Raw genomic sequence first — 13,069 nt, 5'->3', positions numbered from 1 at the left:
GGCTACTGTCACTGTATGAGTGAGACTCAGCCCACAGGCCTGCGCCGCCTGCCGATCCCGCGCGGACCCGTCAACCTCGCCCGGCAGGCCCTGCTGCGGACCGCGAACCTCGGGCTGACGGCCGCGTACGGGACGTACCGGATGCACCCGGCGATCTGGCGCTTCACCGCCCGGCACTACTCGCCGAAGCTCGAGCCCTTCGCTCGGCTCAACGCGTGGATGATCTGCCAGCAGGCCTCCCTCGACGTCCCCGCCTACCAGGACTACCTCGCGCGCACCGGCTTCGCCTTCTCATGGTGGGACCTCGAGGCCTACACCCCGACGTCGAAGGACGCCTTCGTCCGGAAGTACTCTGAGGAACACCGGTGCTGGGGCGGGAGGATCGAGCGGGTGGGCACGGTCGTCGACGAGTCCTCGGGCTCCTCGGGCACACCGTTCAACTGGATGCGCTCGAAGCGCGAACTCGACACCGTGCACAAGAACGTCGCCGGGTACGTGACGATGCTCTTCGGGGACAAGGACCTCTTCTGCATCAACGCGTTCTCGATGGGCGCGTGGGCGACGGGGACGAACACGGGTCTGGCGATGGCGAAGGTCGCGATGGTCAAGAACACCGGGCCCGACCTCGAGAAGATCCTCGACACGATGCGTCACTTCGGGCCCGACCACACGTACCTCATCAGCGCCTATCCTCCGTTCCTCAAGCATCTCGTCGACCGGATGGACTCCGAGCCCGGCGCCTGGGACGACTACCGGATGAGCGGCTTCGTCGGCGGTGAGGCGATGACCGAGGGGCTGCGCGACTACCTCGAACAGCGCTTCGACCGGGTCTACTCCGGCTACGGGGCCTCCGACCTGACGATCGGGATGGCCGGGGAGTCCGACCTCTCCGTCGTCATCCGCAGGGCGCTCGCCCATGACCTCGACTTCCGCGCCGAGGTGCTCGGACCCGACGAGTCCCGCGTGCCCATGGTCTTCCAGTACAACCCGCTCGAGACCTACCTCGAGACGACCGAGGACGGGGAGCTCGTCGCGACGATCAACTCCGCGTCGGTGATGAGTCCCAGGCTGCGCTACAACATCGGCGACGAGGCGAGACTCATCGACTTCCCGACGATGGTCGAACTCACCCGCCGACACCCCGACCTCGCTCGCGCATGCTCGCAGGCGTTCTCCGGCAACGGGATGAAGCTGCCCTTCGTCCTCCTCTTCGGCCGCTCGGACTCGACGATCTCGTACATGGGCGCGAACATCTACCCCCTCGACATCGAGAACGGCCTCTACCGGGACAACCCCCGCGCCCACCTCATCGAGTCCTTCCGGATCGAGCTGCGCGAACTGCCCGACCACGAGCACCGCCCGGCTCTGCACATCCAGCTGCGCGAGACCGCTCCGGCGCTTTCCGCCGGTGAGCGAGCCGAACTCGCCGAGACGATCCGGACCGGCGTCCTCGGCCACCTCGCCTCGGTCTCCCGGGACTTCGCGCAGAGCATGAAGGAGGACCCGACGACCGCGGAGCTCGAGATCGAGATCCACGACTTCGGCACCGGCCCCTTCGCCGAGGCATCGACGAAGATCAAGAACGTCTACCTCCAGAAGCAGCCTGCAGCGTCCGCGTCCGCACCCGCAACTCAGTCAGGGGAGAGCAATGCGATCGAATGACTTCTCACAGGCCCCGCCGCAGGCCCGAGCCGGGGCGTACTTCCTCGGCGCCAACCGGTACCGCAGCCCGCTCGTCATGCTCGGCCAGCTCCGGCGCTGGCCGAAGCTGGCGAAGGCGCTGAGGCGGGCACCGGGCTACCTCTGGCATCGCAGCTACTACGAGTTCCCCGACCGCATCGGCCTCTTCGTCGCCTTCGCGACCCGAGACGACCTCCTGCGGTTCGCGCGCACCCCCGAACACGTCGAGATCATGCACTGGCTCATCGGCGACGGTGAGAAGTCGCCGGCCCGCGGCGGCTTCATCCGCCTCCTCGAGGCCGAGGAGTGGGGCTACACGAACGGCGAGTTCCGCGCCGAGGACGGCCGCCTCGCCATGATCGACTCCTTCACCCCGATCTCCGAGGAGTGAGCGTGGAGGCCGGAGGTCCACGGTCGGGACTGACGCGCCACCGGGTGACGACGAAGGCCGAGCTGCGAGGCTTCATCGACCTCACCGCCTCGATCGCGTCCGCCCGGGGCGAGTCCGATCATGTCGTCCCCCTCGTCGCCTCGGACATCACCGCGTGGGCCTCGGGGTCCGGCTGGTTCGCCGAGGAGGTCGAGCTCTGGCTACTCACGGACGACTCCGGTGCGGCCGTGGGCCGGGTGCTCTGCCATCGGTCCCGTCTCCTCGCCGAACGGCTGAGCGACGGTCCGGGAGCACAGGCACCAGAGACCCTCTTCTTCGGTGCGCTCGAGGCCCTCGATGCGACCGTGATCGAGGAGATCATCGCCCTCGTCCTCGATCGGGCGGACGCGCTCGGCGCCTGCCGGGTCTTCGGTCCCGTCTCCCCGCTTCCCAATGTCACCGGCGGACTCGTCACGGCAGGCTTCGAGCATCCCGGATTCTTCGACACCGCATGGAATCCGGAGTTCATCGCCGAGACCTTCGCCGCCGCGGGATTCTCGACATGGGGTCCCGCGCAGACATGGGAGGTCAGGCTCGACACGGTCCCCCACACTCGCGCGACCGCAGTCAGCCCCGTCGAATGGGCCGAACACGGACTGCGTCGCCGGCCCGTCACACGTCTGGGCTTGCGCGGGTTCGCAGCCCGGCTGCTGCCGACGCTCAACGCCGCGTTCTCAGCCCTGCCCTACTTCACGCAGATCTCCCCCGCCCAGCTGAGATCGCAGATGGCAGGGCTCTCGGTGCTGGCCGATCCCTCACTCATCGTCGATGTCGTCGGCGCCGAGGAGGGCGATGACGCGCCGTCGCGGTGCTTCGCCCTCGTCGTTCCCGACCCTGTCCCGCTGCTCCGTCGCCATGGCGGTCGGCTCGGTCCGGCGGCCGCCTGGGACCTGCTCCGTCACCGCTCCCGCCTCACCGACGCCGTGCTCATCATCCAGGGCACCGATCCCCGCTTCCAGGGTCAGGGTCTGCTCTCCCTCGTCACCAGGGAGGTGTACGCGGGACTCGTCGCCGGCGGCTACCGGCGTCTGCGGGTGACGTTCATCGCCGAGGACAATCCCGCCTCGGCGGCGGTCTTCGCCAAGGCCGGAGGCACGCCCCTGCACTCGCTCTGCTTCCTCGACCGGAGGCTCGAGTCCGCGCCGGAGGGAACGGACTTGGCCCTCGAACGGCCGGCGGCGGATGCCTCAGACACTGCGGCGACGGACGACGCGGACACGACGGGGTCGGACGCGTCCGACGTTGAGGGGGCGGATGCGTCCGACACGACCAGGACGGGAGCCTCAGTCACGGCGGCGACGGGCACCTCTGTCACGGCGGGGTCGGGCCCGCAGTCGTCCCCCGGCATCAGCGCACGCCTACTGACGTCGCTGTTCCGCACGGCCGGGCGGGCACCCTCGGCGCACAACACCCAGCCGTGGATGCCGACCGTCGCGGGCATCGCTGAGGACGGTGCCGTCGCCGAGGTGGGTCTCACCGTCGACCCGGACCGGACCCTGCCGGCCGGCGATCCCCGTTCCGAGGACCTCCACCTCTCGCTCGGGTGCTGGATCGAGGCGTTCGCGATCGCCGCCGCCGAAGCGGACCTCGCGGTCGACGTCACCTCCGTCGACGGGTGGGGACCGGGGCTCACCGTCGGGCTCGACGTGCGCAGCGGAGCCGGCCGCCCGGGCGGCTCAGATTCCCCTGTCGCTGCCTGGCCGTCGTTCACGGTCGCCGATCTCGAGCACCGGCAGGTCGACCGCGGCCCCCTCGCCCGTGACGAGGCGACCCTCGCCGCCGCCGTCGAGACGGCCAACATCGCACTCGCACAGTCCGGGGCCCGGCTCGTCGAGGTCCCGGACGGACTGTGGGCGCGACTGCTCGACCGCGCCGAACACTGGTCATTCTCCACGCCCGCCGTCTTCACCGAGACCCTCGCATGGCTGCGCTTCGACCCGCGCGATCCGACGTACCGCGAGGACGGACTCACCGCCGAGTGCCTGCGCATCCCGCCCATCCCGGCACGAGCGGCGGAACTCCTCAATCGGGCGCCTCTGCGCCCATTCGTCGCCCGGGCGGTCTCCGGTGCTCTCACACCGGTCGGGTGGTTCACGCGCCGCCCGCAGGAGCCTTCTGTTGAAACACCTCCGAGGCGCACCGGCGCACCCCATCACCTCATCCTTGCCGCCACTGAGGCTGCCGAGGACACAGAACTCGCTGACGACGGAACGCCCGCGGCGAACCTGACGACGTTTGCCTCGGCAGTTGCGGACTCTGGTCAGGCAGACTCTGCAAGCGCGGCCCGGGCGGATACAGTCCCGGCGTATACGGCCCCAGCTGACGTGGCGGCAATGGCTGACGTGGAGGCAATGGCTGCTGCGCGGGAGCTCCGTCTCGGACGCGATCTGCTGCGCACCTGGCTGCTCTTCGATCGGGCGGGCCTGCGCGTCGATGTCCACTCGGAGATCAAGGACTGCCCGGAGACCCACGCCTCTCTGCGCGACCTGCTCGGCAGGCAGAACTCTTCCGGCAGCGAAACCCTCCCCGACGGCAGCGCCAGATTCACCCGTCCCACCGCCGCGTTCTCCGTCGGCCGGTCGACGACCCGGGTTCCCCGCTCGCATCGGCGCTCGGACGCCTGAGGGACAACACCCCGACCGGGACGGCCCACGGAACCGTCCCCCGCATCGGCGAGGTATCCGGACCACCTCAGCGGGACAAACACCCGCCTCGGCGGGGTACCCGGACCACCTCAGCAGGACGGGACAACCGCCTCGGCGGGACGGGAGCGACGACAACCCGCCTTCATACCTGTCGACCGGACCGCGATTCCACCCCTGGGCGGATCTTCACACGGTATTCACACCCGGCTCATGCTTTACTGTAAAGTCTCCGGTGCTGATCAAAGGAGACGAAACCCCATGTCCGAGACAACGTTCCGCACCATCGCCATCATCCTCTACTTCGCGGGGATGCTTGCCATCGGCTGGTTCGCCTACCGGAAGACCAAGGACAGCCTCGACGACTACATGCTCGCCGGACGCGGACTGCGACCCAGCGTCGCAGCGCTGAGCGCCGGCGCCTCCGACATGTCGGGCTGGCTGCTCATGGGCCTGCCGGGCGCGATCTACCTCTCGGGCCTCGTCGAAGCCTGGATCGCGATCGGTCTCACCGTCGGCGCCTGGGTGAACTGGAAGTTCGTCGCGCCCAGGCTCCGCGCCTTCACGGAGACCGCCGGTGATTCGATCACCATCCCGAGCTTCTTCGAACAGCGCCTCCAGGATCGCACGCATCTGCTGCGCATCGTCTGCGGCCTCATCATCCTCGTCTTCTTCACCTTCTACGTCTCCTCGGGGATGGTCGCGGCCGGGAAGTTCTTCGAATCGAGCTTCGGCCTCAACTACCTCGCGGGCATGCTCATCGTCGCCGCGATCACGATGGTCTACACGCTCTTCGGCGGCTTCCTCGGCGCCACACTCACCGATGTCGCCCAGGGGCTGCTCATGTTCGCCGCCCTCATCGCCGTGCCCATCGTCGCCGTCATCAATGCCGGCGGACCCGCCGAGGTGATTGCCAACGTCCGGGAGATCGACCCGAGCCTGCTCAGCCTCTTCGGGTCCGGGTCGTTCTGGGCCAGTGGGACCTACCTCGCCGTCATCTCCTCGCTTGCGTGGGGTCTGGGCTACTTCGGCCAGCCGCACATCATCGTCCGCTTCATGGCGCTGCGCACCCCTGCCGATGCGACGGTCGCCCGGCGGATCGGTGTGGGCTGGATGGCGATCTCGGCGGCCGGTGCGATCGCCACGGCCATCGTCGGCATCTCCTACTTCTCCCAGCACGCCGATCAGGCGCCCACCGACCCGGAGACGGTCTTCCTCGACCTCGCGCAGATCCTCTTCCACCCGTTCATCGCCGGGCTCGTCCTCGCCGCGGTGCTCGCGGCGATCATGTCGACGATCTCCTCGCAGCTCGTCGTCACCTCCTCGGCACTGGTCGAGGACCTCTTCAAGATCGTCGCGAAGCGCGCTGGGTCGACGCGCACCCTCCAGGACAAGACGTACGTGCTGCTCGGCCGCCTCGGCATCCTCATCGTCGCGGTCATCGCCGTCCTGCTCGCAATCTCGCCGTCGAACAGCATCCTCGATCTCGTCGCCTTCGCGTGGGCGGGCTTCGGCGCCTCGTTCGGCCCGATCGTCCTGCTCACCCTGTTCTGGAAGAAGCTGACGAACTGGGGCGCGCTCCTCGGCCTCATCTCCGGTGCCGTCGTCGCCTTCGTGTGGGGTCAGCTCAACACCCCGCTGACGGATTCGATCTACGAGATCATCCCCGGCTTCGCAATCAACCTCATCGTCGCGGTCGTCGTCAGCCTCGCAACCTACAAGCCGAACCCGGAGATCGACGCCGAGTTCGAAGAGGGCGTGGAGCTCTCGAAGGTGAGGTGAACGCCGAGGAGGTCGCGAGCTGATCCGCGCCTCGTCCCCCTCCGCCGGTACGACCTGCGGAACCCGCGCACACGGCCCGCCACTCCCCAGAGGAGTGGCGGGCCGACGTGCTTCCGGGGCCGCACCGGTTTCGGCGGGTCGGTGTGCTTCCTGGGCCGCACCGGGTTCGGCGCTCGCGTGGATCGAGCGGCGTCTGCTGGAGACCCCATGGCTCGATCCACAGTTGCACGGAAATCCGCGTCCGGCGCGACGCGGAAATCGAGCCACGCGTGGAACGAGCGCAGGCTGGACCGCAGGACTGTCGATTTCTGAGCCCCGCGTGGATCGAGCGCGGGCGCAGTCGTCGAACCCGCGGAAATCCGACCCCGCGTGGATCGAGCCGCCCTCGCGCAGACACAGCGCCCCTCCCCCGCGCCACCCCTGTGAATGCACTGCAGGCGGGCACCCAATGACTGGGTGCCCGCCTGCGGTGTCAGGAACGGATCGGCCTCTCAGCGAGGCAGTGCCTCACAATCAGGCGCGGCCTCACAGAGAGGCGGCGATCACTTGTCCTTGCCGGCCTCGGGGTCGACGGTCTCGACGGTCTCGTCGACCTCGACGTTGCCTTCGGCGTCCTCGGTGACCTTGACCTCGTCGACGACGACGTTGCCTTCGGCATCCTCGGTGACGGTGACGTCGTCGGAAACGACCTCTTCGTCGGAGGAGTCAGAGGAGTCAGTCGAGGCGGCAGCGGCGGTCGCGGTGGCCTGCTCGGCCTCCTTCACCGTGGCCTGCTTCGGCGAGTAGGGCTCGAGGACGAGCTCGATGACGGCCATCGGAGCGTTGTCGCCGTTGCGGGGACCGATCTTCGTGATGCGGGTGTATCCGCCCGGACGCTCGGCCATGGTCTCGGCGATCGTCGTGAAGAGCTCGTGGACGATCGACTTGTCGGCGATCTGGGCGAGCACGCGACGACGGGCGGCGAGGTCGCCCTTCTTCGCGGCGGTGATGAGGCGCTCGGCCACCGGACGGAGGCGCTTGGCCTTCGTCACGGTCGTCGTGATGCGCTTGTGCTCGAAGAGCTGCGCTGCCAGGTTGTTGAGCATGAGGCGCTCGTGGGTGGGCGAACCGCCGAGGCGGGGGCCCTTCGTTGGGGTAGGCATAGTGGAAAACTCCTAGGTCTTGATCAGTACTGTTCGTCTTCGACGTAGGACTGGTCCTCTTCCGCGAGACCGGATTCGAACCCGGCAGGACTGTCCTTGAGGCTGAGTCCGAGCTCGTTGAGCTTGGCCTTGACCTCGTCGATCGACTTCGAACCAAAGTTGCGGATATCCATGAGGTCGGCTTCGCTGCGGGCGACGAGCTCGCCGACGGTGTGGATGCCCTCACGCTTGAGGCAGTTGTAGGAGCGCACGGTCAGATCGAGGTCCTCGATGGCAAGCGCCAGGTCGGCGGCGAGAGCGGCGTCGACCGGCGACGGGCCGATCTCGATGCCCTCGGCTTCGACGTTGAGCTCGCGTGCCAGACCGAACAGCTCGACCAGCGTCTTGCCTGCCGACGCGATGGCGTCGCGCGGGGTCATCGACGGCTTGGTCTCGACATCGAGCACGAGGCGATCGAAGTCGGTGCGCTGCTCGACACGAGTGGCCTCGACCTTGTAGGTGACCTTGAGAACGGGCGAGTAGATCGAGTCGACCGGGATCCGGCCGATCTCGGCATCGGCGTTCTTGTTCTGGGCGCTCGACACGTAGCCGCGTCCGCGTTCGATGGTGAGCTCCATGTCCAGACGGCCTTCGCCATTGAGCGTGGCGATGTGCAGGTCCGGGTTGTGGATCTCGACTCCGGCGGGAGCCGAGACATCGGCAGCGGTCACGGTGCCAGGGCCCTGCTTGCGCAGGTACGCAACGACAGGCTCGTCGAATTCAGACGACACGACCAGGGACTTGAGGTTGAGGATGAATTCGGTGACATCCTCCTTCACTCCCGGGACGGTGCTGAACTCGTGGAGGACGCCGTCGATCCGGATGGAGGTGACGGCGGCTCCCGGAATCGACGACAGCAGAGTGCGACGAAGCGAGTTGCCGAGGGTGTAGCCGAATCCGGGCTCGAGCGGCTCGATGGCGAACCTGGAGCGGTTGTCGGAGACGACTTCTTCCGTGAGTGTTGGGCGCTGTGCAATGAGCACGTGGGCTTCCTTTCAGCGAACATCCGCTATATGACGTTCGCACTGCACGTCATGGCAGTCGGCCATGAAGAACGGTTCGGTTTATGCGATGAATCCGTTCTGCCTCAGGCGGCGGGCACAGCGGCCCGTCGCCTGCGGCAGTTCCACGGAAAGGGTCAGCCGCGGCGGCGCTTGGGCGGACGGCAGCCGTTGAACGGAACCGGGGTGACATCCTGGATGGTGCCCAGTTCCAGGCCGGCGGCCTGCAGGGAGCGGATCGCGGTCTCGCGGCCCGAGCCCGGTCCCTTGACGAAGACGTCGACCTTCTTCAGGCCGTGTTCCTGCGCGCGGCGGGCGGCGGATTCCGCAGCCATCTGAGCGGCGTAGGGCGTCGACTTGCGCGAGCCCTTGAAGCCGACCTCACCGGAGGAGGCCCAGGAGATGACAGCACCGGTCGGATCGGTGATCGACACGATGGTGTTGTTGAAGGTGGACTTGATGTGCGCCTGGCCGGCAACGATATTCTTCTTGATCTTGCGGCGAGGCTTGCGCGCTGAAGCGGCGCGTGACTTGGGAGGCATAGGTTTTACTCCTGATCGAGGTGGTTGACGCCGGTCAACCGGGTGAGCATGTTACTTCTTCTTACCGGCCACGGTGCGCTTCGGTCCCTTGCGGGTGCGCGCATTGGTCTTGGTCCGCTGTCCGCGAACCGGGAGACCGCGGCGGTGGCGCAGGCCTTCGTAGCTGCCGATCTCCACCTTGCGGCGGATGTCGGCGGCGACCTCACGGCGGAGGTCACCCTCGACCTGGAACGTGCCCTCGATGTAGTCACGCAGCTGAACGAGCTCGGCGTCGCTCAGGTCCTTCACACGGGTGTCGGGGTTGATCCCGGTTTCCGTCAGGGTCTGGCGCGCACGCGTGCGGCCCACACCATAGATGTATGTCAGGGCGACCTCCACGCGCTTTTCGCGCGGGATGTCGACTCCGGCAAGACGTGCCATAGGTTCTTACTCCTGTTGATGTTTCGGAGGTGCTGATGCAGACCTGTCCTCAGTGACCTGAGGTCCTCGGCCCCCGACCGAAGGTATCGTCCTGCTCATGCCGGTCCGGCATGCGCAGGGGGCGAGGTCTGCGTGGGTGTGGTGCTGCTGGCAGCCCCGTCTCGGGGCTCCCTCTGCTCGAAGAGCTGCTCAGCCCTGACGCTGCTTGTGGCGCGGGTTGGAGCAGATCACCATGACTCGACCGTGACGGCGGGTCACCTGGCACTTCTCGCAGATCTTCTTGACGCTGGGCTTAACCTTCATCGTTTTTCCTTCTCTCGGCCGGTCTCCCTTCCCAGGGAATCCGGCGCGAATGATCGAAGATCCTTACTTGTAGCGGTAAACGATTCGTCCACGCGAGAGATCGTAAGGAGACAGCTCCACGATGACTCGGTCCTCGGGCAGGATTCGGATGTAGTGCTGCCGCATCTTCCCTGAGATGTGCGCGAGCACCTTGTGCCCGTTGCTCAGCTCGACCCGGAATGATGCGTTCGGGAGAGCTTCGACAACGGTGCCCTCGATCTCAATGACCCCTTCTTTTTTGGCCATATCGTTCGCTAACCTCGTATTCCCGCGAAACCTTCGCGTTCGACGTAATCGTCGATCGTCGGTCGGCACCGACGATCCCCACAGACTGCTCCGGCCCTCCCCCACCACATGAAAGGCTGTGGATGGCGTGACGCCGCCCACAACCGTGAATGGATGAGTTGAGTGAGAACAGACCAATCATCTACTCTACACCACGATTCGAAGATCTTCCAGGCGGTCCTGGATTCCGCGCGTGACTTCCCCTACAATCCCGGCTCCCCTCGCCGAGGCGGCCCGCCGGATCGGCGTCACGTCCGTTCCTCACACCCCGTCACCCCGCCGAGGCGGTGCCCCGAAGCGATGTCCCCGTCCGTTCCGCACACCCCGCTCCCCCGCCGAGGCGGCCCTGCCCGACCGTCGTCCGGCCCCGAGTCCCTCGCAGGGGCGGGGCACTCACCCGCGGGCGCGAGCCCCGTAGCCGGTGCGGATGCCCATGGCCACGGCGACGGCGAGGACGAGGAAGCCGAGCACGGTGACCCATGCGAAGCCGCCGAGTGAGAGCAGCGGACCGGCGAGTGCGGCGACCGCGGCCGCTCCGAGGTTCATCCCCGCATCCGAGAGTCCCTGCACGGGGATCCGATGCGCCGGGTCGATCTCCTGGGTGAGCAGGGTCGAGCCGGCGATGAGGCACGCCGACCACCCGAGTCCGAGGAGGAAGAGTGCGAGGGAGAGCCGGACGAAGGAGGACTCGCCTGCCGCGTCGATGAAGCCGAGGATGAGCGCGGCGGCGAAGAGCACCTGCCCGAGGAGGATGACGCGTCCGGGAGCGAACCGGTCGGTGAGGTAGCCGAAGACCGGGGAGAGTCCGTACATGCCGAAGATGTGCCCGGCGATCGTCACGCCGATGAGCCCGAGGCCGAACCCGTGATGGTCCATGTGGACCGGGGTCATCACCATCGTCACGACCATGATCATGTGCCCGCTGACGACGGAGAGGAGACCGAGGAGCGCACCCGGGGATCGGCGCACGGACGCCCAGGTGCCGCCTCGGCGATGGGCCGTCGGGGCGGCGCCGATCCGGTCCGCCCCGACGCCGGGACGATCGGAGCGCGGGGTCCGGAGGAAGAGGACGCAGACGAAGGAGAGGAGGTATCCGCCGACGGCGATGAGGAAGGGACCGGCGAAGGGGTCGATGCCGAGCGAGCGCCCGAGCCGGGCACCGGGTTCGGCGAGGTTGGGTCCGAGGGTGGTGTCATAGCGTCGAAGCAACACTCCCGGTCGGCGGGGGTCTGATCGGTGGAGTGTGCAGATGGCGCGGGTGGGGTTGTCGTTCAGCGACAGGTCGGAGATCTCGGCGGCCTCGAAAGCGGGCTGGTCGGTGCGGAGGATCGCCCGTCACCTGGGGCGTTGCCCGTCGGTGATCTCGCGGGAGCTTCACCGGAACTCGACGAAGACCCGCGGCTACCAGGCCGTGACCGCAGACGTCAGAGCGCAGCGTCGGCGAGCTCGCCCGCAGCAGCGGAAGGTCGCGGGGGATCCGGTGCTGCAGGCGAGGGTGGACGCCGACCTGGCCGCGTCCTGGACGCCGAACGAGATAGCGGGCCGGTTGCGTCTGGAGGCGACAGACCCGACCGTTGAACGCATGGCGAACTCTCCTGACGCACGCGGCCGAACCGTCTCCGGTGAGGCTATCTACCAGTACATCTACGCAATCCCGAAGGGTGAGCTCGCCCGCAAGGGCATCTTCCTGCAGTCCAAGCGGACCAAGCGCCGACCACGTACGACCGGGCGGACGCGCGGTGGCCCAATCGTAGGTATGGTCCCGATCGCGGAGCGAGGTGAGGACGCCGCCCAGCGTCGGGTGCCGGGGCACTGGGAGGGTGACCTGATCATCGGGAAGAACGGCACCTCGTGCGCGGCGACGCTGGTGGAGCGGATGAGCGGGTTCACCGGGCTGCTGGCCCTGCCCTCGAAACACGCCGAGCCAACCGCTGACGCGGTCATCGAGTTTTTCAACGACCTGCCCGAGATGATGAAGGCATCGTTGGCGTGGGACCAGGGCAGCGAGATGGCCCAGCACGCGAAGGTCTCCCTGGCCACGGCGATGCCGGTCTACTTCGCCGATCCCCACTCGCCCTGGCAGAGGCCCAGCAACGAGAACACGAACCGGCTCTACCGGGAGTATCTGCCCAAGGGCACGGTGATCCCCGATCACCAGCCCTACCTCACCACCATCGCCGAGGAGATCAACAATCGACCCCGCCGCCGACTGGGCTATCTCACGCCCACCGAGGCATTCGCTCGACTGCTCGCCGGCGAGCCCCATGTTGCTTCGACGCCTTGACATCGCCGAGGACCGACCCGACGGTCGTCGCCCACACGACGATCGACATCGCTCGACCCTTGAGCTGCTCAGGCGCGGAGTCGGTGGCCGCGTACCGGCTCTGCAGGCCCGAGGCAGTCGCGGACCCGAAGAAGCCCATACCGACGAAGAAGAGCAGGGCGATGCCCGCGAGGATGGCCACGACGATGAGGAGCGCTCCGGTGAGGGCGAGTCCGTAGCCGACGGCGAGCGCCCAGCGGCGATTGCGCACCTGCGCGAGACGCGCGAGCGGCAGAGCGAGCAGTCCTGCGCCGAGGATCGAGGCCGTCTGCGCGAACCCGGCGAGTTCGGTGCGACCGGTGAGCTGTTCGGCGAGGATGCCGCCGACGGCGAACCCGGTGGCCACGCCGATGCCGGCGAAGAGCTGCGCCAGACACAGCGCCCACTGATTGCGCACGAACGTGCTCGCCACGTTCCCCTCCTCATATCCTCGGTCCGCAT

General features: G+C 67.5%; 13 protein-coding genes. 5 read left to right on the top strand and 8 right to left on the bottom strand.

The genetic code is table 11. From position 1 onward, the window contains the following. Nucleotides 1-15 precede the first annotated feature (15 nt). From AC0VYB_RS05125 to putP, 4 genes are all read left to right on the top strand, one after another. Complete coding sequence (locus AC0VYB_RS05125) at nucleotides 16-1,662, top strand: phenylacetate--CoA ligase family protein (RefSeq protein WP_063249842.1); 1,647 nt, start codon at nucleotides 16-18, stop codon at nucleotides 1,660-1,662. Further along, complete coding sequence (locus tag AC0VYB_RS05120) at nucleotides 1,649-2,071, top strand: hypothetical protein (protein ID WP_009379265.1); 423 nt, start codon at nucleotides 1,649-1,651, stop codon at nucleotides 2,069-2,071. Before AC0VYB_RS05125 ends, AC0VYB_RS05120 begins: the two co-directional genes overlap by 14 nt. A gap of 2 nt (nucleotides 2,072-2,073) precedes the next feature. After that, nucleotides 2,074-4,734, top strand: coding sequence for a hypothetical protein (locus AC0VYB_RS05115; protein WP_280559863.1), 2,661 nt, complete (start codon nucleotides 2,074-2,076; stop codon nucleotides 4,732-4,734). A 279-nt stretch (nucleotides 4,735-5,013) separates the two neighbouring features. Next, nucleotides 5,014-6,534 carry a sodium/proline symporter PutP gene (putP, locus tag AC0VYB_RS05110; protein ID WP_095376861.1) on the top strand — a complete coding sequence of 507 codons (1,521 nt, stop codon included), beginning with the start codon at nucleotides 5,014-5,016 and terminating at the stop codon, nucleotides 6,532-6,534. A gap of 542 nt (nucleotides 6,535-7,076) precedes the next feature. Here putP and rplQ read toward each other — a convergent pair. From rplQ to AC0VYB_RS05075, 7 genes are all read right to left on the bottom strand, one after another. Further along, entirely contained in the window at nucleotides 7,077-7,676 is a 600-nt protein-coding gene (rplQ, locus tag AC0VYB_RS05105; protein ID WP_259801805.1) for a 50S ribosomal protein L17, read from the bottom strand. 23 nt (nucleotides 7,677-7,699) lie between these two features. Beyond that, on the bottom strand, nucleotides 7,700-8,698 hold the full coding sequence (locus tag AC0VYB_RS05100) for a DNA-directed RNA polymerase subunit alpha (protein WP_009379253.1): 999 nt from the start codon (nucleotides 8,696-8,698) through the stop codon (nucleotides 7,700-7,702). Between the two features lie 155 nt (nucleotides 8,699-8,853). Continuing rightward, nucleotides 8,854-9,258: a 30S ribosomal protein S11 gene (gene rpsK, locus AC0VYB_RS05095; protein ID WP_009379251.1), complete on the bottom strand. Its 405-nt coding sequence runs from the start codon at nucleotides 9,256-9,258 to the stop codon at nucleotides 8,854-8,856. A gap of 51 nt (nucleotides 9,259-9,309) precedes the next feature. After that, a complete protein-coding gene (gene rpsM / locus AC0VYB_RS05090) occupies nucleotides 9,310-9,678 on the bottom strand; it encodes a 30S ribosomal protein S13 (RefSeq protein WP_009379249.1) in 369 nt (122 codons plus the stop codon). A gap of 189 nt (nucleotides 9,679-9,867) precedes the next feature. Beyond that, the gene (gene rpmJ / locus AC0VYB_RS05085; protein WP_009379247.1) at nucleotides 9,868-9,981 is read right to left on the bottom strand and encodes a 50S ribosomal protein L36; all 114 of its coding nucleotides are present in this window, start codon (nucleotides 9,979-9,981) and stop codon (nucleotides 9,868-9,870) included. A 63-nt stretch (nucleotides 9,982-10,044) separates the two neighbouring features. Then, complete coding sequence (gene infA, locus AC0VYB_RS05080; RefSeq protein WP_009379245.1) at nucleotides 10,045-10,266, bottom strand: translation initiation factor IF-1; 222 nt, start codon at nucleotides 10,264-10,266, stop codon at nucleotides 10,045-10,047. Nucleotides 10,267-10,698: 432 nt separating this feature from the next. Beyond that, nucleotides 10,699-11,514, bottom strand: a complete 816-nt coding sequence (locus tag AC0VYB_RS05075) for an MFS transporter (RefSeq protein WP_475385063.1) — start codon at nucleotides 11,512-11,514, stop codon at nucleotides 10,699-10,701. A 40-nt stretch (nucleotides 11,515-11,554) separates the two neighbouring features. Between AC0VYB_RS05075 and AC0VYB_RS05070 the strand changes: the two genes are divergently transcribed. Then, entirely contained in the window at nucleotides 11,555-12,589 is a 1,035-nt protein-coding gene (locus AC0VYB_RS05070; protein WP_009381402.1) for an IS30 family transposase, read from the top strand. On the opposite strand, the gene AC0VYB_RS05065 is transcribed toward AC0VYB_RS05070, so the two are convergent. Next, nucleotides 12,525-13,040, bottom strand: a complete 516-nt coding sequence (locus AC0VYB_RS05065; RefSeq protein ID WP_280559629.1) for an MFS transporter — start codon at nucleotides 13,038-13,040, stop codon at nucleotides 12,525-12,527. The two genes, AC0VYB_RS05070 and AC0VYB_RS05065, sit on opposite strands and share 65 nt — an antisense overlap. Nucleotides 13,041-13,069 lie beyond the last annotated feature (29 nt).

It is taken from the genome of Brevibacterium sp. Z349TD_9, from assembly GCF_056173565.1.
The sequence above is the reverse complement of the archived record's forward strand: the minus strand, read 5'-3'. Positions and strand labels throughout refer to the sequence as shown.

Bases quoted from the DNA above. Each gene is read 5' to 3' on its own strand.
- putP (WP_095376861.1), top strand. From the start codon at position 5,014: ATGTCCGAGACAACGTTCCGCACCATCGCCATCATCCTCTACTTCGCG.
- rplQ (WP_259801805.1), bottom strand. From the start codon at position 7,676: ATGCCTACCCCAACGAAGGGCCCCCGCCTCGGCGGTTCGCCCACCCAC.
- rpmJ (WP_009379247.1), bottom strand. From the start codon at position 9,981: ATGAAGGTTAAGCCCAGCGTCAAGAAGATCTGCGAGAAGTGCCAGGTG.
- AC0VYB_RS05070 (WP_009381402.1), top strand. From the start codon at position 11,555: ATGGCGCGGGTGGGGTTGTCGTTCAGCGACAGGTCGGAGATCTCGGCG.
- rpsM (WP_009379249.1), bottom strand. From the start codon at position 9,678: ATGGCACGTCTTGCCGGAGTCGACATCCCGCGCGAAAAGCGCGTGGAG.
- AC0VYB_RS05125 (WP_063249842.1), top strand. From the start codon at position 16: ATGAGTGAGACTCAGCCCACAGGCCTGCGCCGCCTGCCGATCCCGCGC.
- AC0VYB_RS05120 (WP_009379265.1), top strand. From the start codon at position 1,649: ATGCGATCGAATGACTTCTCACAGGCCCCGCCGCAGGCCCGAGCCGGG.
- rpsK (WP_009379251.1), bottom strand. From the start codon at position 9,258: ATGCCTCCCAAGTCACGCGCCGCTTCAGCGCGCAAGCCTCGCCGCAAG.
- infA (WP_009379245.1), bottom strand. From the start codon at position 10,266: ATGGCCAAAAAAGAAGGGGTCATTGAGATCGAGGGCACCGTTGTCGAA.